Raw genomic sequence first — 24,919 nt, forward strand, 5'->3', positions numbered from 1 at the left:
CCAGATGCGCTCGCAACGGCTCGATCCCCTGCTCAAGATCATGCAGCAGCGCCAGGATGCGGTGGCACGCGAGGTCGCCGAACGCGACCGCGCGCTGGGCGAACAGGAGCAGCGCCTGGAGGCGCTGCGCCGCTACGCCGAGGAATACGCGGCAGCGCCGACGGAGGCCTCGATCTCGCCGGCGCTGCTGGTCAATCGCCTCGCCTTCCGCGAACGGCTCAACGCCGCGGTGGTGCAGCAGGCGGGCATCGTCGACCAGAGCCGCCAGCTCAGCGACGTCGAGCGCGCGCGGCTGATGCTGGCCAGCCGCGAGACCAAGGTGCTCGAGCAGCTGGCCGACAGCTACCGGGCGCAGGAATCGAAGGTCGCCGAACAGCGCGTGCAGCGCGAAATGGACGACCTGGGCGGCCGGCGCGCGCGCATCGCCGCGCTCGCGGCCGACGAAGGCAAGTCGTCGTGATCGGCGCCGCTCTCCCCGCGATGGGCGTGGCCGCCGCCGGCGCCGGCGGCGGGGGCCGCGTTGCGCCGCGTGGCGATTCCGCGCCGCGACTCGAGGCTGGCACGGCAACGCAGGCGGCCGCCGACACGCAGGCGCCGGCGCTCGACGCAGCCGACAAGGCCGGCGCACCGGCCGAGGACGCCGCGTCCACCGACGCGCAGGACTTCGCCGGACTGCTGGTGCAGGCCCCGCCACCGCCACCGCCACCGCCGCCGCCCGCGGCACCCGCGCCCGCCGAGGCGCCCGGCGCCAGTGCCGACGCGCCGTCTCCCGAACACCTGCTGGCCCTGCTCGACGGCGCCTGGTCGGGCCTGCGCCCGGCGACCGCCGCGCCGGCGGGCAGCCTGGCCAGCGGGCACGCCGCGCAGGCCCTCGCCGCGTCGCCGGCGTCGCCCGTCCTGGCCGCAGCCCAGCCGACGGCCGAAAGCCTGCGGCTGGACGCTGCGCCCACCAGCGCGCGGCCCGCCCTGGCTCCTGCCGATGCGGCGCCGCTCGCCTTTGCCGCGACCGCCGAAGGTCTCCACGCCTACCCTGCGATCGCAAGCGACCGGCTCAACCTGACCCCTGTCGACGCTGCCTCGCTCGCCTCCGCGACGGCTGAAGGCCTGCATGACCACCATGTGATCGCCAGCAAGCAGCTCAGCCTGGCCCCTGCCGATGCCGCGCCGACCGGCCCGACCCCTGCCGCCCTGGTCGAAGCCGCGGCCAGCGCGCGCGAGGGAGCGCCTGCCACGCAGCCCGGTTTCGCCCTGGACGCAGGCGCCGTCGCTGCGGCCGCGCCGCCGCCGGCCGCGCGGCCGCAGGCGGCACCGGCCCTGCCGCCGCTGCCGATGCCGGCCGATCCCGCCGCCGGGTTCGACGAAGGCTTCGGCACCCGCGTGGTGTGGATGGCCGAACAGCGCCTGGGCCATGCCGAGATCCGGCTCAACCCCGAACACGTCGGACCGATCGAGGTGCGCGTGCAGCTCGACGGCGAACAGGTCCGCGCCGAATTCCACAGCGCAAATATCGAGGTCCGCCAGGCGATCGAAGCGAGCCTGCCGCGCCTGCGCGAGCTGCTGGGCCAGCACGGCCTGCAGCTGGGCCAGGCCGACGTGGGCCAGGGCCAGGCCGGTCGCGAGGGCGGTGACGGCCGGACGGCCGCGGCCGGACGCAGCGGGGACGGCACCGGGACCCGCGAGGAGACGTCGCAGGACCCGTCACCGGTCCGCGTGCGGGGGCTGCTCGACGAATACGCCTGAAGGGCGGGGGCGCTGAGCCTGCGACGCCGCCGCAGCACCTCCTGATCACAGCGTCGCCACGCCCCCGTCGCCGTTGCCGCGACCTCCTGTCGCGGCCATGAGCCCGCCCGCCGACGCCGCCGCCAGCCTTGCGTCAACACACCGGCGTCCGCCCAGCCGCCACGCCGTCAAAACCCCGTCATCTCCGCGGCACGGCGATTGCATACCCACCGGCATCCACCGCCGGAGTCGAATTTCGTGGCCAGTCCCGCCCCCGCAATCCAGCCTGCAACGCCCAAGCGCCGCCTCTGGCCCTGGCTGCTGATCCTCGTCCTGCTCGCCGGCGCCGGCGGCGGCGGCTGGTGGTGGTGGCAGGGCCGGCAACAGGTGGCCGCCGACGCCGAGGCCAGCGAAACCAAACCGGCCCGCCTGCCGGCGCAGTACCTCGCGCTCGAACCCTCGTTCGTGGTCAACCTCGCCGACGTCGATGCAGCCCGCTACCTGCAGGCCGACGTGCAGGTGGTGACCCGCGATCCGGCCACCTTCACCGCGCTCGGCGCGCACCTGCCCTCGATCCGCAACCGCCTGCTGCTGCTGTTCGGCCAGCAGGAGGCGGCGCAGTTGGCCCAGCGCGCGGGCAAGGAACGCCTGCAGGCGGCCGCGCGCGATGAAGTGCGCGCCCTGCTCAAGGCCGAGGGCGCGCCCGACAAGGTCGAGGCGGTGATCTTCACCAGCCTGGTGACCCAGTAATGAGCGCCGACCTGCTCTCCCAGGACGAGATCGACGCCCTGCTGCACGGCGTCGACAGCGGCGCGGTCGAGACCGAGCCGCCGGCCGCGCCGGGCGAGGCGCGCAGCTACGACTTCGCCAGCCAGGACCGCATCGTCCGCGGCAAGCTGCCGACCCTGGAGATGATCAACGAACGCTTCGCGCGCACCTGGCGCGTGGGCCTGTTCAACCTGCTGCGGCGTTCGGCCGACCTGTCGGTGCGCGGCATCGACCTGGTCCGCTTCGGCGAATACATGCACTCGCTGCAGGTGCCGACCAACCTCAACCTGGTGAAGATGAAGCCGCTGCGCGGCACCGCCATCATCACCTTCGAGCCGCGGCTGGTGTTCACCGTGGTCGACAACTTCTTCGGCGGCAACGGCAAGTACCACACCCGCATCGAGGGCCGCGAGTTCACGCCCACCGAAATGCGCGTGATCCAGCTGCTGCTCAAGCAGACCTTCGCCGACCTGGTCGACGCCTGGGCGCCGGTGATGCCGGTGGAGTTCGAGTACCTCAACTCCGAGGTCAACCCGCACTTCGCCAACATCATCAGCCCGCGCGACTACATCGTGGTCAGCCGCTTCAACGTCGAGCTCGAGGGCGGCGGCGGCGAACTCCATGTCGCGCTGCCCTACGCGATGCTCGAGCCGATCCGCGAACAGCTCGACGCCGGCGTGCAGAGCGACCGCATCGAGAAGGACGAAGGCTGGACCCGCGCCATGCGCACCCAGCTGCAGGACGCCGAGGTCGAGCTGAGTTCGGCGATCGCGCACCGCCAGATCAGCCTGCGCGAACTGTCGCGGCTGCGGGTGGGCGACGTGATCCCGATCGAGCTGGCACGCCACGTGCAGCTGCAGGTCGAGCAGATGCCGCTGTTCACCGGCGAGTTCGGCATCCACAACGGCAAGAACGCCATCAAGGTCACGCAGGTGCACGCCGCGCGGACCGTTCCCACCCTCGACTCCCTGACCAGTACGCCATGACCAACCACGACGCCGCGGCCCTGGCCGCCTTCGACCCGCTCACCGCCGACGCCGGCCAGCCCGGCCCCGCGGGCGCCGACCTCAACCTGGACGTGATCCTGGACGTGCCGGTCTCGCTGTCGCTCGAGGTCGGGCGCGCGCGGATCCCGATCCGCAACCTGCTGCAGCTCAACCAGGGCTCGGTGGTCGAGCTCGAACGCGGCGCCGGCGAACCGCTGGACGTGTACGTCAACGGCACCCTGATCGCGCAGGGCGAGGTGGTGGTGGTCAACGACCGCTTCGGCGTGCGCCTGACCGACGTGGTCAGCCCGGCCGAACGGATCAAGAGACTGCGATGAGCGCACTTTCGCTGCCGCTGGCGGTGGCCGGTGCCGGCGGCGCGCTTGCGCCGGCCGGGCTCGCCGCCGCCACGCCGGACGTGGTGGTGGCGCCGCCCGCGGCCGTGGCTGCCGTGGCGGCGCCGACCGCTGCCGCGCCGGCCGGAGCCAGTGAGGACGCGGTCGTGACGACGGCGCCGGCCACCGCCGCCGAAGCCTTCGCCGCACGCACGCAGGCCCCCGCCGGTCCCGCACCCGCCACCACCACCGCGCAGACCGTCGCGCCGGCCCCGGCGCCGGCGCCGTCCGCCACCGCCGGCAGCCTCGGCGGCGCGGTGTTCGCCCTGGTGCTGGTGGTCGGCCTGATCCTGCTGCTGTCGTGGCTGGCCAAGCGCATGCCCGGCCTGGGCGGCGGTGGCCTCGCCAATCCGGCGCTGCGCATCGTCGGCTCGCTGGCGCTCGGCCCGCGCGACCGCCTGGTGGTGGTCGAGGTCGGCGAAACCCAGCTGCTGCTCGGCGTCGGCGCCGGCGGCACCCGCACCCTGCACACCCTCGAGCAGCCGCTGCCGGCCGCGGCCGCGAAAGCGACGCCCGCCTTCGCGCAGCTGCTGGCCCAGCATTTCGGAAAGAAGCCATGACCCTCCTGCGCGCGCTGCTTCGCGCCGCCGGCGCCTGCCGCGCCACGCTGCCGGCCTGGCTGCTGGGCGCCTGCCTGGCCTTCGCGCTGGTCCCGTCCGACGCCTTCGCCCAGGCCGCGCCGGCCGCCGCGCCCGTGAGCGCGCCCGCCGCGCCCGCGCAGCCGCTGCCCTCGGTCGAGGTCGGCAACATCGGCGGCCAGCCGGTGAGCATGCCGCTGCAGGTCCTGGCGCTGATGACCGGCATCACCCTGCTGCCGGCGGCGCTGCTGGGACTGACCGCGTTCACCCGCATCATCATCGTGCTGGCGCTGCTGCGGCAGGCGCTGGGCACCGGGCAGACGCCCAGCAACCAGGTGCTGCTGGCGCTGGCGCTGTTCCTCACCGCGATGGTGATGATGCCGGTGTTCGACCAGGCCTGGGCCACCGGCATCGCGCCCTACCTGGACGGCTCGCTCGACTTCCGCGCGGCCTGGGCTGCCGCATCCGAGCCGTTCCGCGGCTTCATGCTGGCGCAGGTGCGCGAGACCGACCTGATGACCTTCGCCGGGCTGTCGCAGACCGGCCCGTACGCCACGCCGCAGGACGTGCCGTTCAGCGTGCTGGCCGCGTCCTTCCTCACCAGCGAGCTCAAGACCGCGTTCGAGATCGCGTTCCTGGTCTACATCCCGTTCGTGATCATCGACCTGGTGGTCGCCAGCGTGCTGATGTCGATGGGCATGATGATGCTCTCGCCGATGCTGATCTCGGCGCCGTTCAAGATCCTGCTGTTCGTCCTGGTGGACGGCTGGATCCTGATCGTCGGCTCGCTCGCCGCCAGCTTCAATCCGGTCTGAGCCGCCATGACTCCCGAAACCGCCCTGGGCGAGATCTCCCGCGGACTGCAGATGGCGCTGACCCTCGGCGGCCCCGCGCTGATCGCGGTGCTGGTGGTCGGCGTCGCCGTCGGCGTGCTGCAGGCGGCCACCCAGATCAACGAGCCGACCATCCCGTTCGTGGTCAAGGTGGTCGGACTGGTGGTGGTGATGGCCGCCACCGGGCATTTCCTGCTCGGGCGCATGGTCGCCTTCACCATCGACCTGTTCCACCGCATCCCGCACCTGATCGGTTGAGGCCTGCTGGCGCGTGGACACCGTCTCGCTCGCATCGATGGCCGGCGTCGACCTGTTCGGCATGCTCTCGGCCGTGCTGTGGTACGCGCTGCGCATCGGCGCGGCGCTGCAGGTGCTGCCGGTCATCGCCGGACGCGGCATGCCGGCGCAGGCGCGGCTGATCGTGACCCTGGCCCTGTCGGCCGCGCTGTCGGCGGTGCTGCCGGCGCCGCCGCCGATGGCGGTGGACGCGGCGACCGCGCTGGGCGTGCTGCGCGAGTTCAGCGTCGGCATCGCCATCGGCATGATGCTGCGGATGGCGTTCGAGGCCGGTCGCCTGGCCGGCGAACTGGTCAGCCAGGGCATGGGCCTGTCGTTCGCGACCATGGCCGATCCGCTCAGCGGCGCCTCTTCGGCGGTGCTGTCGCAGTGGTTCTACCTGGCCTTCGCGCTGCTGTTCTTCGTCACCGATGGCCACCTGGCGCTGATCGGCCTGCTGGCCGACAGCTACGGCGGGCTGCCGATCGGCGCGGCGCTGCCGGACGTGCAGGCGCTGCTGTCCGCAGTGCCGGCCTTCTTCACCGCCTGCCTGCGCGCGGGTGCGTTGCTGGCACTGCCGGTGATGATGGCGCTGCTGGCGGTGAACATCGCCTTCGGCGTGCTGGCCCGCGCCGCCGCCCAGCTCAACCCGATCGCGATCGGCCTGCCGATGTCGCTGCTGGTCGGCCTGACCCTGCTGATGCTGCTGATGCGCGAGCTGGCCTCGCCGGTCGGGCAGCTGTTCGAAGATGCCTTCACCGCCGCGCGCGCACTGACCGGATGACACGGCGATGAGCGAGCAGGCTTCCAAGGAGGACCGGACCGAACAGCCCAGCGAAAAACGGCTGCGCGAGGCCCGCGAGAAAGGCCAGGTGCCGCGCTCGCGCGAGCTGGGCAACGTCGCCGTGCTGGGCTGCGCGGTGCTGGCGCTGAAGGCCACCGGCGGCAACGTCGGCGCGGCCTCGCGCGACTGGATGCGCGGTGCGCTGAGCTTCGACCGCACGCTGCTCGATTCGCCCGACCGCCTGCTGCCGCATGCCGGCGGCCTGCTGCTCGACCTGGTCGTGCCGTTGCTGCCGCTGATGCTCACCGCGCTGGCGGCCTGCGCGATCGCGCCGGCGGCGATGGGCGGGCTGCGTTTCGCCGGCAAGGCGCTGCAGCCCGACTTCGCCCGGCTCAACCCGGCCAAGGGCCTGGCCCGCGTGTACGGCAGCGAGAGCCTGGCCGAGCTGCTGCGCTCGCTGCTGCGCGTGGGCCTGATCGGCGGCATCGGCGGCTGGGTGGTGTGGCGCGCGTTCTCGACCCTGCTGACCATGCCGCAGGCTTCGCTGGAGGCCTCCGTCGCCGGCGGCGTGGACCTGGCGCTGACCGCGCTTTTGGCGATGGTCGGCGCGCTGGCCCTGCTGGCGGCGATCGACGTGCCCTGGCAGCACCACCAGCACCGCAGCAAGCTGAAGATGACCAAGCAGGAGCTGCGCGACGAGGCCAAGGAGGCCGAGGGCAACCCCGAGGTCAAGGCGCGGGTGCGCCAGATCGCGCGGCAGATGTCGCAGCGGCGGATGATGGAGGCCGTGCCCGAGGCCGACGTGGTGGTGATGAACCCCACCCACTACGCCGTGGCCATGAAGTACAAGCCGGGCATGCGCGCGCCCACCGTGGTGGCCAAGGGCGTCGACGAGATGGCGCTGGCGATCCGCGCGCTGGCCGAGAAGCACCGGGTCGCGATCGTCGAGGCGCCGCCGCTGGCACGCGCCTTGTATAGGCAGTCGCAGGTCGACCAGGAAATCCCGGTGAAACTGTACGCCGCCGTCGCGCAAGTGCTGTCCTACGTCTACCAGCTGCGGGCCTGGGTGCCCGGCCGCGGGCCGATGCCGGTGATGGCCGAGTTCGACGTGGGCGCCGACGGCGCGCCCGATCCGGTCGATGCCGCGCCGGCCGACGGCGACGGGCGCCCGGCACGATGAGCAGCGTGCCCGGCCGCGGCGCGGTGATCCTGTCCAGCCTGCGCAACGGCGCCGCCGCCCCGGTGGTGGTGCTGGCGATCCTGGCGATGGTGATCGTGCCGCTGGCGCCGATCGTGCTGGACGCGCTGTTCACCATCAACATCGCGCTGTCGCTGGTGGTGCTGCTGGCGGTGGTCTACGTGCGGCGGCCGCTGGAGTTCTCGATCTTCCCCAGCGTGCTGCTGATGGTCACCCTGCTGCGGCTGGCGCTCAACGTCGCCTCCACCCGCGTGGTGCTGATGCACGGCCACGAGGGCGAGGCCGCCGCCGGCCACGTGATCGAATCCTTCGCCCAGTTCGTGGTCGGCGGCAGCTATGCGGTCGGCATCGTGGTGTTCGCGATCCTGACCATCGTCAACTTCGTGGTGGTCACCAAGGGCGCCGGACGCATCTCCGAGGTGTCGGCGCGCTTCATCCTCGACGCCCTGCCCGGCAAGCAGATGGCGATCGACGCCGATCTCAACGCCGGCCTGCTCACCCGCGAGGACGCCAAGGCCCGGCGCCAGGAAGTGCGCGAGGAGGCCGACTTCTACGGCTCGATGGACGGCGCCAGCAAGTTCGTGCGCGGCGACGCGATCGCCGGCATCCTGATCCTGGTGATCAACCTGGTCGGCGGCATCCTGATCGGGCTGCTGTCGCACGGCATGTCCTTCGCCGACGCCGCGCAGACCTACACCACCCTGGCGATCGGCGACGGCCTGGTGGCGCAGCTGCCGGCGCTGCTGATCGCGGTCGCCACCGCCATGCTCGTCACCCGCTCGACCGGCGAGCAGGAGATGGGCGAGACGATGTCGAAGCAGGTCTTCGGCCACCAGCGCGCACTGACCGTGTCCGCGGTGCTGATGGGCCTGATCGGCATCGTGCCGGGCATGCCCAACGTGCCGTTCCTGCTGCTCGCGGCCATCCTCGGCTGGGCGGCATGGAAGCTGCGCAAGGCGCCGGCCGCCGACGCCGACGCGGGCGAGGCCGGGCGCGGCGGCGAAGCCGCGGGGTCCGCGCCGATGGCGGAGCTGAGCTGGGACGAGATCCGCCCGGTCGAACCGCTCGCGCTGGAGGTGGGCTACCGCCTGATCGCCCTGGTCGACCAGTCCCAGGGTGGACAGCTGCTGGCGCGGCTCAAGGGCGTGCGCCGCAAGCTCACCCAGGACCTGGGCTTCCTGATCCCGGCCGTGCACGTGCGCGACAACCTCGAACTGGCGCCCGGGCAGTACCGGCTGCTGGTGCACGGCGTGCCCGTCGCCAGCGGCGAACTGGTCCCCGATCGCGAGCTGGCGCTGGACCCGGGCCGGGTGTTCGGCCCGCTCGACGGCATCCCCGGCAAGGATCCGGCCTTCGGCCTGGACGCGGTGTGGATCGCCCCGGGCCAGCGCGCGCATGCCGAATCGCTGGGCTATACCGTGGTCGACGCGGCCACGGTCGCGGCCACCCACCTCTCGCACGTGGTGCGCGAGCGCGCCTCGGAGCTGCTGGGCCACGACGAGGTGCAGAACCTGCTGTCGGCGTTGGGCCGCAGCGTGCCAAAGCTGGTCGAGGACCTGGTGCCGAAACTGCTGCCGCTGTCGGTGGTGGTCAAGGTACTGCAGTCGCTGCTGGCCGACCGGGTGCCGGTGCGGCAGATGCGGCAGATCGTCGAGACCCTGCTCGAGCACGGCGCGCAGACCCAGGACCCGGCCGCGCTGACCGCGGCGGTGCGGGTGTCGCTGGGCCGCTTCATCGTGCAGGAACTCAACGGCATGGCGCCGGAGCTGCCGGTCTACACGCTGGCGCCGGCGCTGGAGCGGGTGCTGCAGGATTCGGTGAGCGGCCAGGGCGCCGCGCTCGAACCGGGCCTGGCCGAACGCCTGCACCAGAACCTGGGCGACTGCGTCAGCCGCCAGGAAAGCCGCGGCGAGCCGGCGGTGCTGCTGGTGCCCGGCGGCGTGCGCGCCTCGGTCGCGCGACTGGTCCGCCACAGCGTGCCGTCGCTGGCCGTGCTGGCCTACGCCGAAGTGCCGGAAGACAAGCGGCTGCGGCTGGTGGGCTCGGTGGGCTGAGCCCGGCGCCGCGCGCCGCGGCGGCGTTTAGGCGGTGAGGGTGGGACGGGGTTCCTGGCCGTGCGGACGGGTGGTGCGCCGGCGTGCCCCCACCCCAACCCTCCCCCGCGCGCGGGGGAGGGTTGGGGTGGGGGCCGGTTATCCCCGCGCAACCCGCCTTCGCCCAAGCGACCGCATCCCGCCGCGCCACCCGCGCCCGGGCGGAGCCGGTTTCCCGTCGCCGCGGCAGCGCCAAGCTTCCGACATCGCCGCGCGGCGATTCAGGCCCGGCTCTTGCAGGGACAGGGGCGAGCACTCCCAACGCACTCCGAACCGGGCTCTCCGATATGCGAATCAAGCGCTTTACCGCTCCCGACATGCGCACCGCCCTGCGCATGGTCCGCGACGAGCAGGGTCCCGACGCGGTGATCCTGTCCACCCGTCCCGGTGCCGGCGGCGCCGGCATCGAGGTGGTGGCCGCCACCGACTACGACGAAGCCTTGGTAGCGCAGGCGCTGCGCGCCGCGGCCCCGGCCGCCGAGGCGGTGCCGGCACGGCAGCCCGCCGCGCCCGCGCCGGCCGCGACGCGCGACCCGTCGCCGGCATCCGCGGAAGGCGCTGCCCCGCGCGAGTCGCTGATGTCCCGTGCCCGCGCCGTGTTCCGGATCGGTGAAGGCCCGACCCTGGCCGAGCTGACCGCCGGGCAGGCGTCGGCGCAGGAGCCGGCCCGTCTTCCCGCCGCAGCGCAGCCGGTCGCGCCCGCTCCCGTCTCCGTGCCCGCACCGGTCAGTGTCCCGGTTGCGCCGGCTGCCCCGGTTGCGCCGGCTGCCCCGGTTGCCCGGACCCCGCAGCCTGCGGCCGCGGCTCCGGCACCCGTCGTAGCTCCCGCACCCGCCGCCGCGCCTGCGTCCGCGCAGGCACCGAGCCGCTTCGACGCGATGATGGCGGCGCTCGATGCCGCGCCGCGGCGCGCGGCGGTCGCCGGCGACGCCCGCCCGGCCGCCGAGGCCGAGGACTTCGTCCCGCTGCTGCCCGACAACATCCCGATGCCGCGCCGCCCCGGCGCCGACGACGAGGCGCCGGCCACTCCGCTGCCGGCCGCCCTGCCCGATTCGATCTTCGCCCAGGACCTGCCTGCCGCGATGCACGCCCCCGTCGTGCCGGTCGCCGCCGCGACCGCGGAGGCCGACACCGCAGCCGCAGCTGCGCCGCGCGCCCTGCAGATGGTCGCCACGCCCGACACCGATCCGGCCATCGCCGCCATGCGCGAGGAGATGGCACGCATGCGGCAGCTGATGGAAACGCAGATGGAGCAGCTCTCGCTCGAGCGCCTGCGCGGCTCGCCCGCGCGCGCCGCCGTGCTCGAGGCGCTGGCCGGCTACGGCTGCGAGGAATCGCTGGCGCGGGCCGTGGCCGAGCGCATCGACCCGCGCCTGCCCGTCGACGAAGTGCAGGCGCCGATGTTGGCCGAACTGGCGCGCATGCTCACCGTGCTGCGCAGCGAGCCGCTGGAAGAAGGCGGCGTGATCGCCCTGGTCGGCCCGACCGGCGCCGGCAAGACCACCACCGCGGCCAAGCTGGCCGCGCGCTTCGCCGCCCGCCACCGCGCCCGCGACGTGGCCCTGGTCACCACCGACTGCCAGCGTCCCGGCGCGCGCGAGCAGCTGCAGGCCCATGGCCGTCGCCTGGGCATCACCGTATGCGAGGCCGAAGGCCCGGAGCGGCTGCAGGACACGCTCGCCCAGCTGGTCGACTACCCGCTGGTGCTGGTCGACACCACCGGCCATGCCCCGCGCGACCGCGCGGTGTTCAGCCAGATCCTGTGGCTGCGCGCGGCCAAGCGCGTGCGCAGCCTGCTGGTGCTGCCGGCGAATGCCCATCCGCACGACCTCGGCGAAGTGATCCGCCGCTACCGCCCGGCCAAGCCCGAGGGCGTGGTGCTGACCAAGCTCGACGAGGCCGGCCAGCTGGGCTCGGCGCTGTCGGTCCTGGCCCGCCATGGCCTGGGACTTGCCTATACCGCACAGGGCCAGCAGGTGCCGTCGGATCTCGACGCCGCCGATGCCAGCCGCCTCGTCCAGTCACTGGAGAAATCCCGCCGTGCTGCCGATAACCCCCTCGCCACCGAGGACCGCCATGCAGTCGCCTGACCCCATCGTGCCCGTTTTTCCCGCAGACAAGGCCCCCGGCCCGGTGCGGGTGATCGCCGTCGCCAGCGGCAAGGGCGGCGTCGGCAAGACCTCGGTCTCGGTCAACCTCGCCACCGCCCTGGTCAACGCCGGCCAGCGCACCCTGCTGCTGGACACCGACCTGGGCCTGGCCAACGTCGACGTGATGCTCGGCCTGGCTCCGCGCCACACCCTGGCCGACGTGTTCGCCGACCGCTGCGAGCTGCGCGACACCATCATCGAAACCCCCAGCGGCCTGCTGGTGGTGCCGGCCGCCTCGGGCAAGCGCCACATGACCGAGCTCAGCCCCGCCCAGCACGTCGGCCTGGTGCACGCCTTCTCGCAGCTCGACCTCGACCTGGACGCGATGGTGGTCGACAACGCCGCCGGCATCGCCGATGGCGTGCTCACCTTCTGCCAGGCCGCGCAGGACGTGATCGTGGTGGTCTGCGACGAACCGGCCTCGGTCACCGACGCCTACGCCTTGATCAAGGTGCTCAGCCGCGACCGCGGCGTGAGCCGGGTGCAGGTGCTGGCCAACCAGGTGCAGGATCCGGCCGAGGGCCGCCAGCTGTTCGAGAAGCTGCAGCGGGTGAGCGCGCGCTTCCTCGACGTCACCCTCAACTACCTCGGCGCGATCCCGCGCGACGAATGGCTGCGGCGCGCGGTGCAGCGCCAGGAAGCGGTGGTCGACGCGTTCCCGTCGGCGCCCTCCTCGGTCGCCTTCCGCGACATCGCCCGGCGCTCGCGCCAGTGGCAGTCGCCGCCGGGCGCGCGCGGCCACGTCGAGTTCTTCCTCGAGCGCCTAGTGTCGGCACCGTCCGCCGCCGCAGCGCGGGGAGCGGCCGCATGAACGCCATCGCGACCGCGCGTTACCGCGCCAACCAGCAGGGTTCCACCGCCGAGGTCGTCGAGAAGCACGGCGAACTCGTGCGCCGCATCGCCCACCACCTCGCCGCGCGCCTGCCGGCCAGCGTCGAGATCGACGACCTGGTGCAGGCCGGCATGCTCGGCCTGATCGACGCGGCCCGGAATTTCCAGTCCGACCAGGGCGCGGCCTTCGAGACCTACGCCTCGATCCGCATCCGCGGCGCGATGATCGACGAGATCCGCCGCGGCGACTGGGTGCCGCGCTCGGTGCACCGGCGCTACCGCGACATCGTCGCCGCCACCCGCGAGGTCGAACAGCGCACCGGCCAGGCCGCGACCGCGCAGCAGGTGGCCGAAACGATGGGCGTGCCGCTGGACGAGTACCACGCCATGGTCGAGAACGCCGCGCGCGGGCAGCTGGTGAGCCTGGACGCGCACATGGACGAACACGACGGCGAGCCGCGCCTGGCCGGCGACAGCAACGCCAATCCCGCACGCGAGTTCGAGCAGGGCGCGTTCCGCGATGCGCTGGCCGCGGCCATCGACGGCCTGCCCGAACGCGAACGCCTGGTGCTGTCGCTGTACTACGAGCAGGAACTGAACCTGCGCGAGATCGGCGCGGTGCTGGGCGTGAGCGAGTCGCGTGCCTGCCAGATCCACGGCCAGGCCGCGGTACGCCTGCGCGCGCGGCTGGCCGACTGGCGCCGCGACGACGGCGAAGACGACGACTACCTGCCCTGAGCACAACCGGTGCGGCCCCCGCACGCAACCAAGAGGTCCGCATGGACAAGAACATCCGCATCCTGATCGTCGACGACTTTTCGACCATGCGTCGCATCGTCAAGAACCTGCTCAACGACCTGGGCTTCTTCAACACCACCGAAGCCGACGACGGCTCCACCGCGCTGGTCGAACTGCGCAAGGGCCCGTTCGACCTGGTGATCACCGACTGGAACATGCCCGGCATGCCCGGCATCGACCTGCTCAAGGCGATCCGCGCCGACGCCGCGCTGGCGAAGACGCCGGTGCTGATGGTCACCGCCGAGGCCAAGCGCGAGCAGATCATCGAAGCCGCGCAGGCCGGCGTGAACGGCTACGTGATCAAGCCCTTCACCGCGGCCACGCTCGGCGACAAGCTGGGCAAGGTGTTCGAACGCCTCGGGGCCGCGGCGTGACCGCGGCGCCCGCCGCCACCGCGCCGGGCGCCGGCGTGGCCGAGGAACGCGCCGCGCTGATCGAGTGCCTGCACGCCGCGCTGGCAGCGCTCGAGGACGAGGACGACGATGCCTGGCGCAGCAATGTCGACGAGCTGATCCATTGGCGCAGCCAGCCGCTGGTGCAGGGGCTGGTCAAGCTCGCGCGCGAACTGGAGCAGGCGCTCGGCACCGGCAGCGGCGGCGGTTCGCTGGCCGAGGCCTGCCTGCGCCTGGAGCACGTGGTCAAGGTCAGCGAGGACGCCAGCCACCACACCCTGGACCTGATCCAGGAGTGCGCGGGCCTGCTCGCCACCCTTCCCGGCGCGGAAGCCGAGGCGCACGCCGCGACGGTGGCCGGCATCCGCAGCCGGCTGTCGGAGATGACCGCGGCCCAGGGCTACCAGGACCTCACCGGCCAGATCATCCGCCGCGTGGTCGAGCTGGTGCGCACGGTCGACGAAGGCCTGGGCGACTACGCGCCCGCCGGCGACCGCCCGCTGCAGCTGTCCAGCCACGGCTACGGCCCGTCGATCCAGGGCCTGGACGCGCCCGCGGCCAGCCAGGACGACGCCAACAGCCTGCTGTCGTCGCTGGGGCTGTAGCGCGATGTCCTCGCCCGCCTCCGACATCTGCGCCGACTTCCTGGTCGAGGTCGGCGAGATCCTCGACCAGCTCGGCGAGCAGATGGTCGCGCTCGAGCGCGCGCCTGCCGACCGCGAATGCCTCAATGCCGTGTTCCGCGGCTTCCACACCATCAAGGGCGGTGCCGGCTTCCTCGACTTCACCACGATGGTGTCGGTCTGCCACGCGGTCGAGGACCGCCTCAACGCCGCGCGCGACGGCAGCGCGCCGCTCGACCCGCCCGCCTTCGATGGCGTGCAGCAGGGCATCGACCTGCTGATCGACATGCTCCACGCCATCTCCAGTGGCGTCGAACCCGAACCCGCGCCCGAGGCGCTGCTGGCCGCGCTGCGCGCGGGTGCGGCGCCCGTGGCCGCGCCTGCCCCGGCTGCGGCGCCCGTTTCCGCCGTGGCGACGCAGGCCGGCGCCGGCGATTCGCTCGACGACCTCGATTTCGAAGCGCTGCTCGACAGCCTGCACGGCAGCGGCGGCATCCCCGGCGAGCCTGCGGCGCCGGCACCGGCACCGGCGGCAGTGCCCGTGCCCGCGGCCGCACCGCCACCGCCCCCGCGCCCGGCGCCTGCACCACGCGCAGCCGCGGCCGCGGCACCCGAACCGGCCGACGTCACCGTGCGCGTGGACGTGCGCCGGCTCGATGCCATGGTCAACCTGGTCGGCGAACTGGTGCTGGCGCGCAACCGCCTCAAGACCCTGCGCCCGCGCCTGCGCGACGACGACCTCGACCGCGCCGTGGCCGCGCTCGACGTCGCGACCTCGCGTCTGCAGGGTGCGGTGATGACCGCGCGCATGCAGCCGGTGGGACGCGTGTTCGCGCGCTTTCCCAAGCTCGCCCGCGATGTCGCCCGACAGCTCGACAAGCAGGTGAACCTCGAAGTCACCGGCGCCGAGACCGAACTCGACCGCAACCTGGTCGAGGCCCTGGCCGATCCGCTGGTGCACCTGGTGCGCAACGCGATCGACCACGGCATCGAGATGCCCGAGGCGCGCCGCCGCGCTGGCAAGCCCGAGCTCGGCACCGTGCGCATCAGCGCGCAGCAGGAAGGCGACCACGTCGCCATCGAGGTGCGCGACGACGGCGCCGGCATCGATCCCGACCGGATCCGCCGCAAGGCGGTGGAGAAGGAGCTGATCGACGACGATGCGGCCGCGCGGCTGTCGGCCGACGAGTGCCTGCAGCTGCTGTTCCTGCCCGGCTTCTCCACCCGCGACGCGGTCAGCGACCTGTCCGGCCGCGGCGTGGGCATGGACGTGGTGCAGTCGCGCATCCGCGAACTCTCCGGCACGGTGCAGATCCATTCCGAGATCGGCGCCGGCTCGCGCTTCGCGATCCGGGTGCCGCTGACCCTGGCGATCCTGCCCACCCTGCTGGTGGAGGTGGAGGGCGACGTGTACGCGCTGCCGCTGGTGCGGGTGGTCGAAGTGCTCTCGCACGACCCGGGCCGGGCGCTGTGGATCGACGGCCAGCGCGTGCTCGACCTGCGCCAGCAGCCGCTGCCGCTGCTGGGCCTGCGCGAATGGCTGGGCATGGCGCCGGCGCCGCTGCCCGACTCGACCTGCGTGGTGCTGCAGTCGGGCGAGGCGCGCTACTGCCTGGCCGTGGACCGCGTGCGCGGCCGCGAGGAGGTCGTGATCAAGGCGCTGCCGCCGACCCTGCGCGGGCTGCCCGGCTACGCCGGCGCGAGCCTGATCGGCGACGGCCGCATGGCCCTGATCCTGGACGTGGACGCGCTGCTGGGCAGCAGCATGCGCACGCCCGGCCTGCGTTCAAGTAACCCCGGCAAGGACCGTTAAACAGGCAATGGACAGACTCAGCGTCATCGGCACCGTGCTCGCGCTCGTCGCGCTGATCGGCGGCAGCGTGCTCAAGGGCGCGGGGCTGTCGGGATTGTGGTCGCCGGCCGCCTTCGTGATCGTGATCCTCGGCACCCTGGCCGCGATCCTGCTGCAGACGTCGCTGCCGACCTTCATGCGCGCGATGAAGATGGTCGCCTGGGTGTTCAAGCCGCCGGCGCACGACCAGGCCGCGGTGATCGCGCAGATCGTCGAATGGTCCACCACCGCGCGCAAGCAGGGGCTGCTGGGGCTGGAGGCGCAGGTGGCGCAGCAGTCCGACCCGTTCCTGGGCAAGGGCCTGCAGATGGTGGTCGACGGCGTCGAGCCCGAGTCGATCCGGCAGATGCTGGAGATCGAACTGCACGGGCAGAGCGCGCGCGACCTGGCCGCGGCCAAGGTGTTCGAGGGCATGGGCATCTACGCGCCCACACTGGGCATCGTCGGCGCCGTGCTCGGCCTGATGGCGGTGATGAAGAACCTCGCCGATCCGAGCAAGCTCGGCCACGGCATCGCCGCGGCGTTCACCGCCACCATCTACGGCATCGGCTCGGCCAACCTGGCGCTGCTGCCGATCGGCAACAAGCTCAAGAACCTGGTCAACGCGCAGACGGTGGAGCGCGAGATGATCATCGAGGGCCTGATCGCGATCGCGCAGGGCGAGAACCCGCGCAACATCGAAGCCCGCCTCAGCGGCTACGTGCACTGACGCCATGGCACGCCGGCACCATCACGAGGAGCACCAGAACCATGAGGCCTGGGCCGTGCCCTACGGCGACCTCATGACCCTGCTGCTCGCCTTCTTCGTGGTGATGTACGCGATCTCCTCGATCAACGAGGGCAAGTACCGCGCGGTCTCCGACGCGCTCTCCTCGGCCTTCGGCGGGCCGCCGCGCTCGATCACCCCGATCCAGCTCGGCCAGACCCAGCTGCGCGGCTCCTCGTTCGACCGCCCCTCGCTGCTCACCCCCGGCGCCAAGACCGGCCCGACCGCGACCAGCCCGGTGAGCAACGTGCGCGTGCGGCAGATGCTCGACGCGCCCATGGGTGGACAGAGCGCGCTGGCGGCGCGGCAGGCGGCCGAGGCCGCGGCGATGGACGCCAGCCTGCGCGGCCAGTCGCAGCTCAGCACCCTGGGCCGGCGCATCCAGGAGGCGCTGTCGGAACTGGTCCGCCAGCAGCTGGTCGCGGTACGCCGCGGCCGCACCTTCCTCGAGGTCGAGATCCAGAGCGACATCCTGTTCGCCAGCGGCGTGGCCGTGCCCAGCGACGTGGCCACCTCCACCGTGCGCAAGCTCGGCCAGGTGCTGCGCGCCGAGCCCAACGCCGTGCGCGTGGAGGGCTATACCGACGATGTGCCGATCCAGACGGCGGTGTTCCCGTCCAACTGGGAGCTGTCCACGGCGCGCGCGGCCAGCGTGGTGCACCTGCTCGCCGAAGAGGGCGTGAACCCCGGCCGCCTGGCCGTGGTGGGCTACGGCGAGCACCAGCCGGTGGCCGACAACGCCACCGTCGAGGGCCGCAACGCCAACCGCCGCGTGCTGCTGGTGATCCTGGCCGCGCCCGACGGCCCCGACGCGGTCCCCGAAAACGGGCCGACGATCGCCCTGCAGCCCGCGCCCGCGGCGCCGTCGCCGGAACCGGCGACAGCGCCGTCCACAGCGTCCGCGCCCGCCCTGCTGGGTTCCGCCGCCACCCACCTCACGCCATCCAACACCTACCCGGGAGCCGACTGACATGCAGGTCTGGGCCATCGCCAACCAGAAAGGTGGAGTCGGCAAGACCACCACCAGCCTGTGCCTGGCGCGCGGACTGGCGCAGGACGGCGGCCGCGTGCTGCTGGTCGACCTGGATCCGCATGCCTCGCTGACGCGGGCGTTCTCGGTGCCGACCGATCCGCCGCCGGCGGGCACCCACGACCTGTTCGTCGGCAGCGGTGCCTCGCTGGCGGCGCTGGCGCGCGCGACCGACGTGCCCGGCCTGCAGCTGGTCGCCGCGCAGCCGGCCCTGGCCACGCTGGAGCGGCGCAGCGCAGGCGCGCCGGGCCTGGGCCTGGCGCTGGGCCGCGCCCTGCACGCGGTCCACGCCAGCTACGACCACGTCCTGCTCGACTGCCCGCCGACGCTGGGCCTGCTGATGGTCAACGCGCTCGCCGCCGCCGACCGCCTGGTGGTGCCGACCCAGACCGATCCGCTGGCGCTGCACGGCCTGGCCGACATGCTGCGCACCGCCAGCATGGTGGAGCGTTCGCGGCGGCGCCCGTTGCCGCAGCACGTGTTGCCGACCCTGTACGACAAGCGCACCCGCTCGGGCGTGCAGAGCCTCGAACAGCTGCACGCGCAGTACGAGGGCCGGGTCTGGCCGGACGCCGTGCCGATGGATACGCGCCTGCGCGATGCCCAGGGCCTGACCAGCGAAGCCGGCAGCAGTGGCCGCGGGGCCGAAGCCTATGCGCGCGCCCTGTCCTGGCTGCTGGAGCAGGGGCAGCCGGCGCAGAGGCGCGCGGCATGAACCCGGTTGGCGCCAGCGACGTGATCGACTACGTCGATGCCCTGCTCGACGATTCCCAGCCGGTGGCGATGATCGCCGCCGACGATTCCGGCGCGCCCGTACGGGCAGTGCCCATGGCCACGCCCGATCCCATGCAACCCCCCGGATTCGTCTCCGCACCGGAACCGGAGCCTGCTCCCGCACCGGACCCCGTGCCTGCCCCCGTGCCGCCACCCACGGCCGTACCGGCCGCCGCCAGACCGGCTCCCGCACCCGCGACTTTCCTGGCGCCGGCGCCCGCCCAGGCGCTGGCCGCAACGCCGCCGCCGGCCAGCGCGATCACGCAGACCTCGCGCTGGCTGCGGGTCGTGGTCGGCCGCGACAGCTACGCGCTGGAGCTGCTGCGCGTGCAGGAAGTGGTGCGCGTGGTCCCGATCGTGCCGATGCGCGGCGCGCGGGCCGCGGTGCTCGGGGTGATGAACCTGCGCGGCCGCATCGTGCCGGTGTTCGACCTGGGCCTGTGGCTGGACGCCGGGCACGTCGACGCCGACGAACACAGCCGGATCGTGGTGGTCGAGCGCGACGACGAGCTGATCGGGGTACTGGTCAGCGCGGTCGAGGACGTGGTGACCCTGGGCCGCGACCGCATCGAGCCGCCGCTGCACGGCAGCGCGACGGGCGTGATCCTCGGCGTCGCCCGCGTCGGCGCCGCACCGACGGTGCTGTTCGACGCCTACGCGCTGTACGGCTGACGCGCGCTCAAGTCGCGGTTGCGGACGCCGTTAATCCTCAGGACTGCATCCACGTGGCCACGCCCATGACCCATCTGACGCTCCAAACCGATCTCGGGATCGAGCGCGTCGCCGAACTGCAGGCGGCGCTGCAGCCCCACCTCGAAGCCGACGCTCCGCTCGAACTCGCCGGCGACCGCGTCGAGCGCGTGCACGCCGCCGGGCTGCAGCTGCTGCACGCCTTCGTCCGCGACCGCGCCGCGCGCGGCCAGCGCACCACCATCACCCAGGCCTCGCCCACCCTGGCCGCGGCCGCGCGCCAGCTCGCGCTCGCCGTCAGCCTCGGCGTCGACGATGCGCCGGCCGACCCCATTCCTTCCAACGGAGCAACTGCATGAGCGCCAAGCAACTGCTCGTCGTCGACGACTCGACCTCGATGCGCCAGATGGTCGCCTTCGCCCTGACCTCGGGCGGTTTCGAGGTCAGCGAAGCCGAGGACGGCCAGGCCGCACTGGAGATCGCGCGCACGCGCTCGTTCCACGCCGTGGTCACCGACGTCAACATGCCGCGCATGGACGGCATCTCGCTGATCCGCGAGCTGCGCCAGCTGCCCGACTACCGCTTCACCCCGCTGCTGATGCTGACCACCGAGTCCGGCGGCGACAAGAAGATGGAAGGCAAGGCCGCCGGCGCCACCGGCTGGCTGGTCAAGCCCTTCGATCCCGAGCAGCTGCTCGCCACCGTGCGCAAGGTCCTGAGCTGAGCCATGGACATCACCCGCTTCCATGCCGCGTTCTTCGAAGAAAGCCGGGAAGGCCTCGACGCCATGGAGCGCGGGCTGCTGTCGCTCGAATCCGGCGCCGGCACCGCGGATGCCGAGACGATCAACGTCATCTTCCGCGCCGCGCACTCGATCAAGGGCGGCGCGGCGACGTTCGGGTTCTCCAGCGTCACCGACCTGACCCACCTGCTCGAAACCCTGCTCGACGAAGCCCGCGCCGGGCGCCGCGTCCTCGACCAGGCCGCCATCGGCGCGCTGCTGGTCTCGGTGGACGTGCTGCGCAGCCTGCTGGCCGCGTGCGAGCACGGCAGCCCGATCGACGCCCAGGCGCTGGCCGCCGCGCGCGACGCGCTCGACGCCCTGCTCGCCGGCGAGGCCCCGGTCGCGGCTGCCGCCGCCGAGGCAGCGCCCGCGGCCGCCGGCGACTGGCGCATCGCCTTCGCCCCGGCGCCGTCGATGTTCCTCAGCGGCAACGATCCGCTGCGGATCCTGCGCGAGCTCGCCGGCCACGGCGAACTGGGCGTGGAATGCATCGACGCCCGCCTGCCACCGTTCACCGACATGGATCCGTTCGAGGCCTACCTGGCCTGGAACCTGACCCTGCCCGGCAGCGTGCCGCGCGCGGCGATCGACGAAGCCTTCGCCTGGGTCTCGGACGAATGCGACCTGGGCATCGAGGCCAGCGCACTCGCGCCGGCGGCCGAACCCGCGCCGCTCTCGCTGGGCAACACGCCCACGCCCGTCTCCGCGCCCGCGGCCACGGCCGCGCCCGAGGCGGTCGCCGCCACCGCGCGCCGCGGCGGCGACGCCGACAACTCGATCCGCGTGGCGGTCGCCAAGGTCGACGCGCTGATCAACCTGGTCGGCGAACTGGTGATCACCCAGGCGATGCTGCGCCAGCGCTCCGAGCACCTGGATCCGGTCGCCAACGAGGCGCTGATGTCGGGCCTGGTGCAGCTCGAGCGCAATACCCGCGACCTGCAGGAGTCGGTGATGGGCGTGCGCATGCTCCCCGTCGACTTCGCCTTCAGCCGCTTCCCGCGCATGGTCCGCGACATCGCCACGCGCCTGGGCAAGAAGGTGCAGCTGCGCACCCACGGCGAGGCCACCGAACTGGACAAGGGCGTGATCGAGAAGATCGTCGATCCGCTGGTGCACCTGGTGCGCAACGCCATCGACCACGGCCTGGAACTGCCCGACGAGCGTCGTGCCGCAGGCAAGGACGAAACCGGCACGCTGAGCCTGAGCGCCGCCCACCAGGGCGCGAACATCGTCATCGAGATCGGCGACGACGGCCGCGGCCTCGACCGCGAGCGCATCCTGCGCAAGGCCGCCGAACGCGGCATCGCCATGCCCGACAACCCGACCGACGCCCAGGTCTGGGACCTCGTGTTCGCGCCAGGCTTCTCCACCGCCGACACGCTCACCGACCTGTCCGGCCGCGGCGTGGGCATGGACGTGGTGCGCAAGAACATCGCCGCGCTCGGCGGCCAGGTCGAAATCCGCAGCCGCGCCGGCCACGGCACCACGGTGGTCATCCGGCTGCCGCTGACCATGGCCATCGTCGACGGCATGTCGGTGGCGGTGGGCGAGGAAGTGTTCATCGTGCCGCTGAGCATGGTGGTCGAATCGCTGCTGCCCACGCCCGCCGACGTGCGCACCATCGCCGGCGAGGCGCGGGTGCTGCGGGTGCGCGAGGACTACCTGCCGCTGCTCGACCTAGCTTCCCAGTACGGCCTGCCCGCGGCCGCGCGCGGCCAGGGCGAGGACGCGCCGCCGCGCATCGCGGTGGTGGTCGAGGCCGACGGCCGCCGGCTGGCGCTGGAGGTCGACGAACTGCTCGGCCAGCAGCAGGTCGTGGTCAAGAACCTCGAAAGCAACTACAAGCGCGTCGCCGGCGTGTCCGGGGCCACCATCCTCGGCGACGGCCGCGTCGCGCTGATCGTCGACGCCGGCGGCCTGGCCCAGGCCACGCCGCTGCCGGTCGCCGCCTGACCGCGGCCGCCGCCCGCCGGGACCGACAGGGATTTCCATCCGTTGCGGGCATCCGCCCGCGACGGCCCCCGGATCCCACCCCAGCGCGTTGACTGGCTGACCCGTCGGGACGCACCCGCACGCAAAGGCGGTCTCGCCCGGGCCGCGCCCACCGCGTGGATCCACCGCTGCCTGTAGGAGCGCGCGCTCGCGCGAAAGGGGTCCGACCCAGGGTCGCCACCCGCTACTGCCTATGGGAGCGCGCTCGCGCGCGAAGAGCGTCCGGACCCGGCTCACTCCTGCAGCATGGCCCGCTGCCCCCTGTGGGAGCGCGCTCGCGCGCGAAGAGCGCCCGGTCCCGGGCCACTCCTGCAGCACGGCCCGCTGCCGCCTGTGGGAGCGCGCTCGCGCGCGAAGAGCGTCCGAACCCGGCTCACTCCTGCAGCATCGCCCGCTGCTGCCTGTGGGAGCGCGCTCGCGCGCGAAGAGCTTCGGACTCCTCTCACTCCTCCAGCATGACCGCTGCCATCTGTGGGAGCGCGCTCGCGCGCGAAGAGTGCCCGGTCCCGGCTCACTCCTGCAGCATGACCGCTGCCATCTGTGGGAGCGCGCTCGCGCGCGAAGAGCTTTCGATCCCGGGTCGCTCCAGCGGCATGGACCGCCTTCCCCCTGCAGGAGCGTGCCTGCACGCGCAAGGCTGGGACAAACGCGGCGCATGGAGGCATGCACCGCACGGCCCGCCCGCTCGATCTAGGCCCCGGCGTCGACGCTGGCCGCGATGCGTTCTGCGGCATCGCTCAGGACCACGATGCTGATCCGTCGGTTGACCGGGTTGTCCGGATCGGTGCGGTCGAACGGCACCGAGGACGACAGGCCGACGACGCGCGAAAGCTTGTCTTCCGACAGACCGCCGGCCACCAGGGCGCGCCGCGCCGCGTTGGCGCGCTCGGCCGACAGTTCCCAGTTGCTGTAGCCGGTGCGCCGGGTGTACGGCGCGGTATCGGTATGGCCGGAAATCGCGATCCGGTTGTCGACCTGCTCGAAATACCCTGCCAGCTCGAACAGGATATCGCGCGTGTAGTCCCTGAGCGTGGGCGAGCCGAGATCGAACATCGGGCGGTTGTGGGCATCGACGATCTGGATGCGCAGGCCCTCGGGCGTGATGTCGATCAGCAGCTGGTCCTTGAACGGGGCCAACGCCTGGCTGCTGGCGACGGCTTTCTCGAGCGCCCGCTTGAGCGCCTCCAGCTCGCGCCGGTCGGCCGCGTCCCCGGCCTTCTGTGCCCCGCCCGACGACTGCGGCGTGGCGCCCGGGGTGCGGATCGGGCTCGCGTCCGGCGACTTGCGGGCATGGTCGAACATCCGGATCGGGGCTTCACCCGCGCCGCCCGGCCCGGCGCGGCCCGGCGCCATGGTCGCCGCCTTGCCCGCCACCGCGCTCGGGTTCTTGAAGTAGTCGGCGATGCCACCGAGCTGCTCCTGGGGCATGGTGGCCACCAGCCACATCACCAGGAAGAAGGCCATCATCGCGGTGACGAAATCGGCGTACGCGACCTTCCATGCGCCACCGTGGTGGGGATGCGCGCCGCGCTTCCTCTTGCGGACGACGATGATCGGTTGCAGTGGCGTGGCCATGGCGGCCCGTCAACCCTTCGCGGCCTTGAGGTCGGCTTCCAGGTCCTGGAAACTCGGACGCACGTCGGAGAACAGCAGCTTGCGCGCGAACTCGATCGCCACCGCCGGCGCGTATCCGCGCAGCGATGCCACCAGCGCCATCTTCACCACCTCGAAGGCCTTGCCCTCCTCCTCCGCGCGTTTCTCCATGGCCGAGGCGATCGGCCCCACGTAGCCATAGGCGAGGAAGATGCCGAGGAAGGTGCCCACCAGCGCGGAGGCGACCTTCTGGCCGATCTCGGCGGGCGCCGCGCTGCCGACGATGGACATCGTGTTGATGATGCCCAGCACCGCGGCCACGATGCCGAAGCCCGGCAGCGCATCGGCCACCTTCTGCACCGACTGGGACGGCCCGAGCGCCTCGTGGTGGTGGGTCTCGAGCTCGTACTCGAGCAGCGATTCGAGCTCGTGCGGCGTCATGCTGCCGCCGACGATCAGGCGCAGGCAGTCGGTGATGAAATCGAGGATATGGTGGTCGGCCAGGATCTTCGGGTACTTCTGGAAGATCGCGCTCTCGGTCGGGCGCTCGATGTGGTTCTCGATCGCCATCATGCCCTCGCGCCGCATCTTCTGCAGCAGCGCGTAGATCAGCTTCAGTAGTTCGACATAGTCCACGCGCTGGTACTTCGGCCCCTTGACCAGGGCCACAGTGCCGGCCAGCGCGGCCTTCATCACCTTCGGCGGCGTGGCGATCACGTAGGCGCCCAGGGCCGCCCCGCAGATCACGACGATCTCGTTGAGATGCCAGAGCGCCAGCAGCTTGCCGCCGACCATCATGAAGCCGCCGAGCACGCTCGCGATGACCACGAGGGCTCCGATGATCGGGTACATGCCGGGCTGTCCGTAAGGGAGGGGGAATTGCGACGGGTAACGGCGCGCGCCGCTCCGGCTTGAGCCGGATGCGACGGGCGGTACACGGTGCGCATGAAGAATCCGCATGCCCGGCCGACATCGGGGACAGGATCGCGGTCTGCACGGGCGACGGTCCGACAG

25 protein-coding genes and 1 pseudogene are annotated in these 24,919 nt (G+C 72.6%); 24 read left to right on the forward strand and 2 right to left on the reverse strand.

What is annotated here, in order from left to right; translation table 11 throughout:
- Positions 1-4: 4 nt before the first annotated feature.
- The 24 genes and pseudogenes from fliJ to Q0863_RS07380 all read left to right on the forward strand — a co-directional run bounded on the left by fliJ (position 5) and on the right by Q0863_RS07380 (position 22,273).
- Positions 5-460 carry a flagellar export protein FliJ gene (gene fliJ, locus Q0863_RS07265; RefSeq protein WP_298576835.1) on the forward strand — a complete coding sequence of 152 codons (456 nt, stop codon included), beginning with the start codon at positions 5-7 and terminating at the stop codon, positions 458-460.
- Entirely contained in the window at positions 457-1,740 is a 1,284-nt protein-coding gene (locus Q0863_RS07270; protein ID WP_298576836.1) for a flagellar hook-length control protein FliK, read from the forward strand. The genes fliJ and Q0863_RS07270 overlap by 4 nt, the downstream gene beginning before the upstream one ends.
- 237 nt (positions 1,741-1,977) lie before the next feature.
- Positions 1,978-2,469, forward strand: coding sequence for a flagellar basal body-associated FliL family protein (locus Q0863_RS07275; RefSeq protein WP_298576838.1), 492 nt, complete (start codon positions 1,978-1,980; stop codon positions 2,467-2,469).
- Positions 2,469-3,473 carry a flagellar motor switch protein FliM gene (gene fliM, locus Q0863_RS07280; RefSeq protein ID WP_298576840.1) on the forward strand — a complete coding sequence of 335 codons (1,005 nt, stop codon included), beginning with the start codon at positions 2,469-2,471 and terminating at the stop codon, positions 3,471-3,473. Before Q0863_RS07275 ends, fliM begins: the two co-directional genes overlap by 1 nt.
- Positions 3,470-3,811, forward strand: a complete 342-nt coding sequence (gene fliN / locus Q0863_RS07285) for a flagellar motor switch protein FliN (protein WP_298576841.1) — start codon at positions 3,470-3,472, stop codon at positions 3,809-3,811. The genes fliM and fliN overlap by 4 nt, the downstream gene beginning before the upstream one ends.
- Positions 3,812-4,083: 272 nt before the next feature.
- Positions 4,084-4,428: pseudogene (gene fliO / locus Q0863_RS07290) on the forward strand (flagellar biosynthetic protein FliO); the annotation flags it as partial.
- Positions 4,425-5,261 (forward strand): flagellar type III secretion system pore protein FliP, encoded by an 837-nt coding sequence (fliP, locus tag Q0863_RS07295; RefSeq protein ID WP_298576842.1) that lies wholly within the window; start codon positions 4,425-4,427, stop codon positions 5,259-5,261. The pseudogene fliO and the gene fliP, both read left to right, overlap by 4 nt.
- Positions 5,262-5,267: 6 nt before the next feature.
- A complete protein-coding gene (locus Q0863_RS07300; protein WP_298576844.1) occupies positions 5,268-5,537 on the forward strand; it encodes a flagellar biosynthetic protein FliQ in 270 nt (89 codons plus the stop codon).
- Between the two features lie 37 nt (positions 5,538-5,574).
- Positions 5,575-6,339 carry a flagellar biosynthetic protein FliR gene (fliR, locus tag Q0863_RS07305; protein ID WP_298577080.1) on the forward strand — a complete coding sequence of 255 codons (765 nt, stop codon included), beginning with the start codon at positions 5,575-5,577 and terminating at the stop codon, positions 6,337-6,339.
- 7 nt (positions 6,340-6,346) lie between these two features.
- On the forward strand, positions 6,347-7,519 hold the full coding sequence (flhB, locus tag Q0863_RS07310) for a flagellar biosynthesis protein FlhB (protein WP_298576845.1): 1,173 nt from the start codon (positions 6,347-6,349) through the stop codon (positions 7,517-7,519).
- Positions 7,516-9,591: a flagellar biosynthesis protein FlhA gene (gene flhA, locus Q0863_RS07315; RefSeq protein ID WP_298576847.1), complete on the forward strand. Its 2,076-nt coding sequence runs from the start codon at positions 7,516-7,518 to the stop codon at positions 9,589-9,591. The genes flhB and flhA overlap by 4 nt, the downstream gene beginning before the upstream one ends.
- Before the next feature lie 326 nt (positions 9,592-9,917).
- A complete protein-coding gene (locus tag Q0863_RS07320) occupies positions 9,918-11,720 on the forward strand; it encodes a flagellar biosynthesis protein FlhF (RefSeq protein WP_345780517.1) in 1,803 nt (600 codons plus the stop codon).
- Complete coding sequence (locus Q0863_RS07325; RefSeq protein WP_298576850.1) at positions 11,707-12,591, forward strand: MinD/ParA family protein; 885 nt, start codon at positions 11,707-11,709, stop codon at positions 12,589-12,591. Before Q0863_RS07320 ends, Q0863_RS07325 begins: the two co-directional genes overlap by 14 nt.
- Entirely contained in the window at positions 12,588-13,349 is a 762-nt protein-coding gene (locus Q0863_RS07330; protein WP_298576851.1) for an RNA polymerase sigma factor FliA, read from the forward strand. Before Q0863_RS07325 ends, Q0863_RS07330 begins: the two co-directional genes overlap by 4 nt.
- A 41-nt stretch (positions 13,350-13,390) precedes the next feature.
- Positions 13,391-13,783 (forward strand): chemotaxis response regulator CheY, encoded by a 393-nt coding sequence (cheY, locus tag Q0863_RS07335; RefSeq protein WP_298576853.1) that lies wholly within the window; start codon positions 13,391-13,393, stop codon positions 13,781-13,783.
- Between the two features lie 35 nt (positions 13,784-13,818).
- Positions 13,819-14,406 carry a protein phosphatase CheZ gene (locus Q0863_RS07340; protein WP_345780519.1) on the forward strand — a complete coding sequence of 196 codons (588 nt, stop codon included), beginning with the start codon at positions 13,819-13,821 and terminating at the stop codon, positions 14,404-14,406.
- Positions 14,407-14,410: 4 nt separating this feature from the next.
- Complete coding sequence (locus Q0863_RS07345) at positions 14,411-16,237, forward strand: chemotaxis protein CheA (protein ID WP_298576858.1); 1,827 nt, start codon at positions 14,411-14,413, stop codon at positions 16,235-16,237.
- A gap of 7 nt (positions 16,238-16,244) precedes the next feature.
- Entirely contained in the window at positions 16,245-16,985 is a 741-nt protein-coding gene (locus tag Q0863_RS07350) for a flagellar motor protein (protein WP_298576859.1), read from the forward strand.
- Positions 16,986-16,989: 4 nt separating this feature from the next.
- Entirely contained in the window at positions 16,990-18,012 is a 1,023-nt protein-coding gene (motD, locus tag Q0863_RS07355) for a flagellar motor protein MotD (RefSeq protein ID WP_298576861.1), read from the forward strand.
- Between the two features lies 1 nt (position 18,013).
- Positions 18,014-18,787: a ParA family protein gene (locus tag Q0863_RS07360; RefSeq protein WP_298576862.1), complete on the forward strand. Its 774-nt coding sequence runs from the start codon at positions 18,014-18,016 to the stop codon at positions 18,785-18,787.
- The gene (locus Q0863_RS07365; protein ID WP_298576863.1) at positions 18,784-19,518 is read left to right on the forward strand and encodes a chemotaxis protein CheW; all 735 of its coding nucleotides are present in this window, start codon (positions 18,784-18,786) and stop codon (positions 19,516-19,518) included. Before Q0863_RS07360 ends, Q0863_RS07365 begins: the two co-directional genes overlap by 4 nt.
- Before the next feature lie 65 nt (positions 19,519-19,583).
- Complete coding sequence (locus Q0863_RS07370; protein ID WP_298576864.1) at positions 19,584-19,895, forward strand: STAS domain-containing protein; 312 nt, start codon at positions 19,584-19,586, stop codon at positions 19,893-19,895.
- Positions 19,892-20,260: a response regulator gene (locus Q0863_RS07375; RefSeq protein WP_298576865.1), complete on the forward strand. Its 369-nt coding sequence runs from the start codon at positions 19,892-19,894 to the stop codon at positions 20,258-20,260. The genes Q0863_RS07370 and Q0863_RS07375 overlap by 4 nt, the downstream gene beginning before the upstream one ends.
- A 3-nt stretch (positions 20,261-20,263) precedes the next feature.
- Entirely contained in the window at positions 20,264-22,273 is a 2,010-nt protein-coding gene (locus Q0863_RS07380; protein WP_298576866.1) for a chemotaxis protein CheW, read from the forward strand.
- 729 nt (positions 22,274-23,002) lie between these two features.
- On the opposite strand, the gene motB is transcribed toward Q0863_RS07380, so the two are convergent.
- Together motB and motA are read right to left on the reverse strand one after the other, a co-directional pair.
- Complete coding sequence (gene motB / locus Q0863_RS07385; RefSeq protein WP_298576867.1) at positions 23,003-23,887, reverse strand: flagellar motor protein MotB; 885 nt, start codon at positions 23,885-23,887, stop codon at positions 23,003-23,005.
- Between the two features lie 9 nt (positions 23,888-23,896).
- Positions 23,897-24,757: a flagellar motor stator protein MotA gene (gene motA / locus Q0863_RS07390; protein ID WP_298576868.1), complete on the reverse strand. Its 861-nt coding sequence runs from the start codon at positions 24,755-24,757 to the stop codon at positions 23,897-23,899.
- Positions 24,758-24,919: the final 162 nt, after the last annotated feature.

Source organism: uncultured Luteimonas sp. (assembly GCF_947492465.1).
GTDB lineage: Bacteria > Pseudomonadota > Gammaproteobacteria > Xanthomonadales > Xanthomonadaceae > Luteimonas.

Excerpts from the sequence above, each read along its gene's own strand:
- flhB (WP_298576845.1), top strand. The coding sequence starts at position 6,347 with ATGAGCGAGCAGGCTTCCAAGGAGGACCGGACCGAACAGCCCAGCGAA.
- fliJ (WP_298576835.1), top strand. The coding sequence starts at position 5 with ATGCGCTCGCAACGGCTCGATCCCCTGCTCAAGATCATGCAGCAGCGC.
- Q0863_RS07320 (WP_345780517.1), top strand. The coding sequence starts at position 9,918 with ATGCGAATCAAGCGCTTTACCGCTCCCGACATGCGCACCGCCCTGCGC.
- Q0863_RS07370 (WP_298576864.1), top strand. The coding sequence starts at position 19,584 with ATGACCCATCTGACGCTCCAAACCGATCTCGGGATCGAGCGCGTCGCC.
- motD (WP_298576861.1), top strand. The coding sequence starts at position 16,990 with ATGGCACGCCGGCACCATCACGAGGAGCACCAGAACCATGAGGCCTGG.
- fliP (WP_298576842.1), top strand. The coding sequence starts at position 4,425 with ATGACCCTCCTGCGCGCGCTGCTTCGCGCCGCCGGCGCCTGCCGCGCC.
- Q0863_RS07350 (WP_298576859.1), top strand. The coding sequence starts at position 16,245 with ATGGACAGACTCAGCGTCATCGGCACCGTGCTCGCGCTCGTCGCGCTG.
- cheY (WP_298576853.1), top strand. The coding sequence starts at position 13,391 with ATGGACAAGAACATCCGCATCCTGATCGTCGACGACTTTTCGACCATG.
- Q0863_RS07365 (WP_298576863.1), top strand. The coding sequence starts at position 18,784 with ATGAACCCGGTTGGCGCCAGCGACGTGATCGACTACGTCGATGCCCTG.
- fliN (WP_298576841.1), top strand. The coding sequence starts at position 3,470 with ATGACCAACCACGACGCCGCGGCCCTGGCCGCCTTCGACCCGCTCACC.
- Q0863_RS07330 (WP_298576851.1), top strand. The coding sequence starts at position 12,588 with ATGAACGCCATCGCGACCGCGCGTTACCGCGCCAACCAGCAGGGTTCC.
- Q0863_RS07325 (WP_298576850.1), top strand. The coding sequence starts at position 11,707 with ATGCAGTCGCCTGACCCCATCGTGCCCGTTTTTCCCGCAGACAAGGCC.
- Q0863_RS07360 (WP_298576862.1), top strand. The coding sequence starts at position 18,014 with ATGCAGGTCTGGGCCATCGCCAACCAGAAAGGTGGAGTCGGCAAGACC.
- Q0863_RS07345 (WP_298576858.1), top strand. The coding sequence starts at position 14,411 with ATGTCCTCGCCCGCCTCCGACATCTGCGCCGACTTCCTGGTCGAGGTC.
- fliM (WP_298576840.1), top strand. The coding sequence starts at position 2,469 with ATGAGCGCCGACCTGCTCTCCCAGGACGAGATCGACGCCCTGCTGCAC.
- flhA (WP_298576847.1), top strand. The coding sequence starts at position 7,516 with ATGAGCAGCGTGCCCGGCCGCGGCGCGGTGATCCTGTCCAGCCTGCGC.
- fliR (WP_298577080.1), top strand. The coding sequence starts at position 5,575 with ATGGCCGGCGTCGACCTGTTCGGCATGCTCTCGGCCGTGCTGTGGTAC.
- motA (WP_298576868.1), bottom strand. The coding sequence starts at position 24,757 with ATGTACCCGATCATCGGAGCCCTCGTGGTCATCGCGAGCGTGCTCGGC.
- Q0863_RS07375 (WP_298576865.1), top strand. The coding sequence starts at position 19,892 with ATGAGCGCCAAGCAACTGCTCGTCGTCGACGACTCGACCTCGATGCGC.
- Q0863_RS07380 (WP_298576866.1), top strand. The coding sequence starts at position 20,264 with ATGGACATCACCCGCTTCCATGCCGCGTTCTTCGAAGAAAGCCGGGAA.
- Q0863_RS07300 (WP_298576844.1), top strand. The coding sequence starts at position 5,268 with ATGACTCCCGAAACCGCCCTGGGCGAGATCTCCCGCGGACTGCAGATG.
- motB (WP_298576867.1), bottom strand. The coding sequence starts at position 23,887 with ATGGCCACGCCACTGCAACCGATCATCGTCGTCCGCAAGAGGAAGCGC.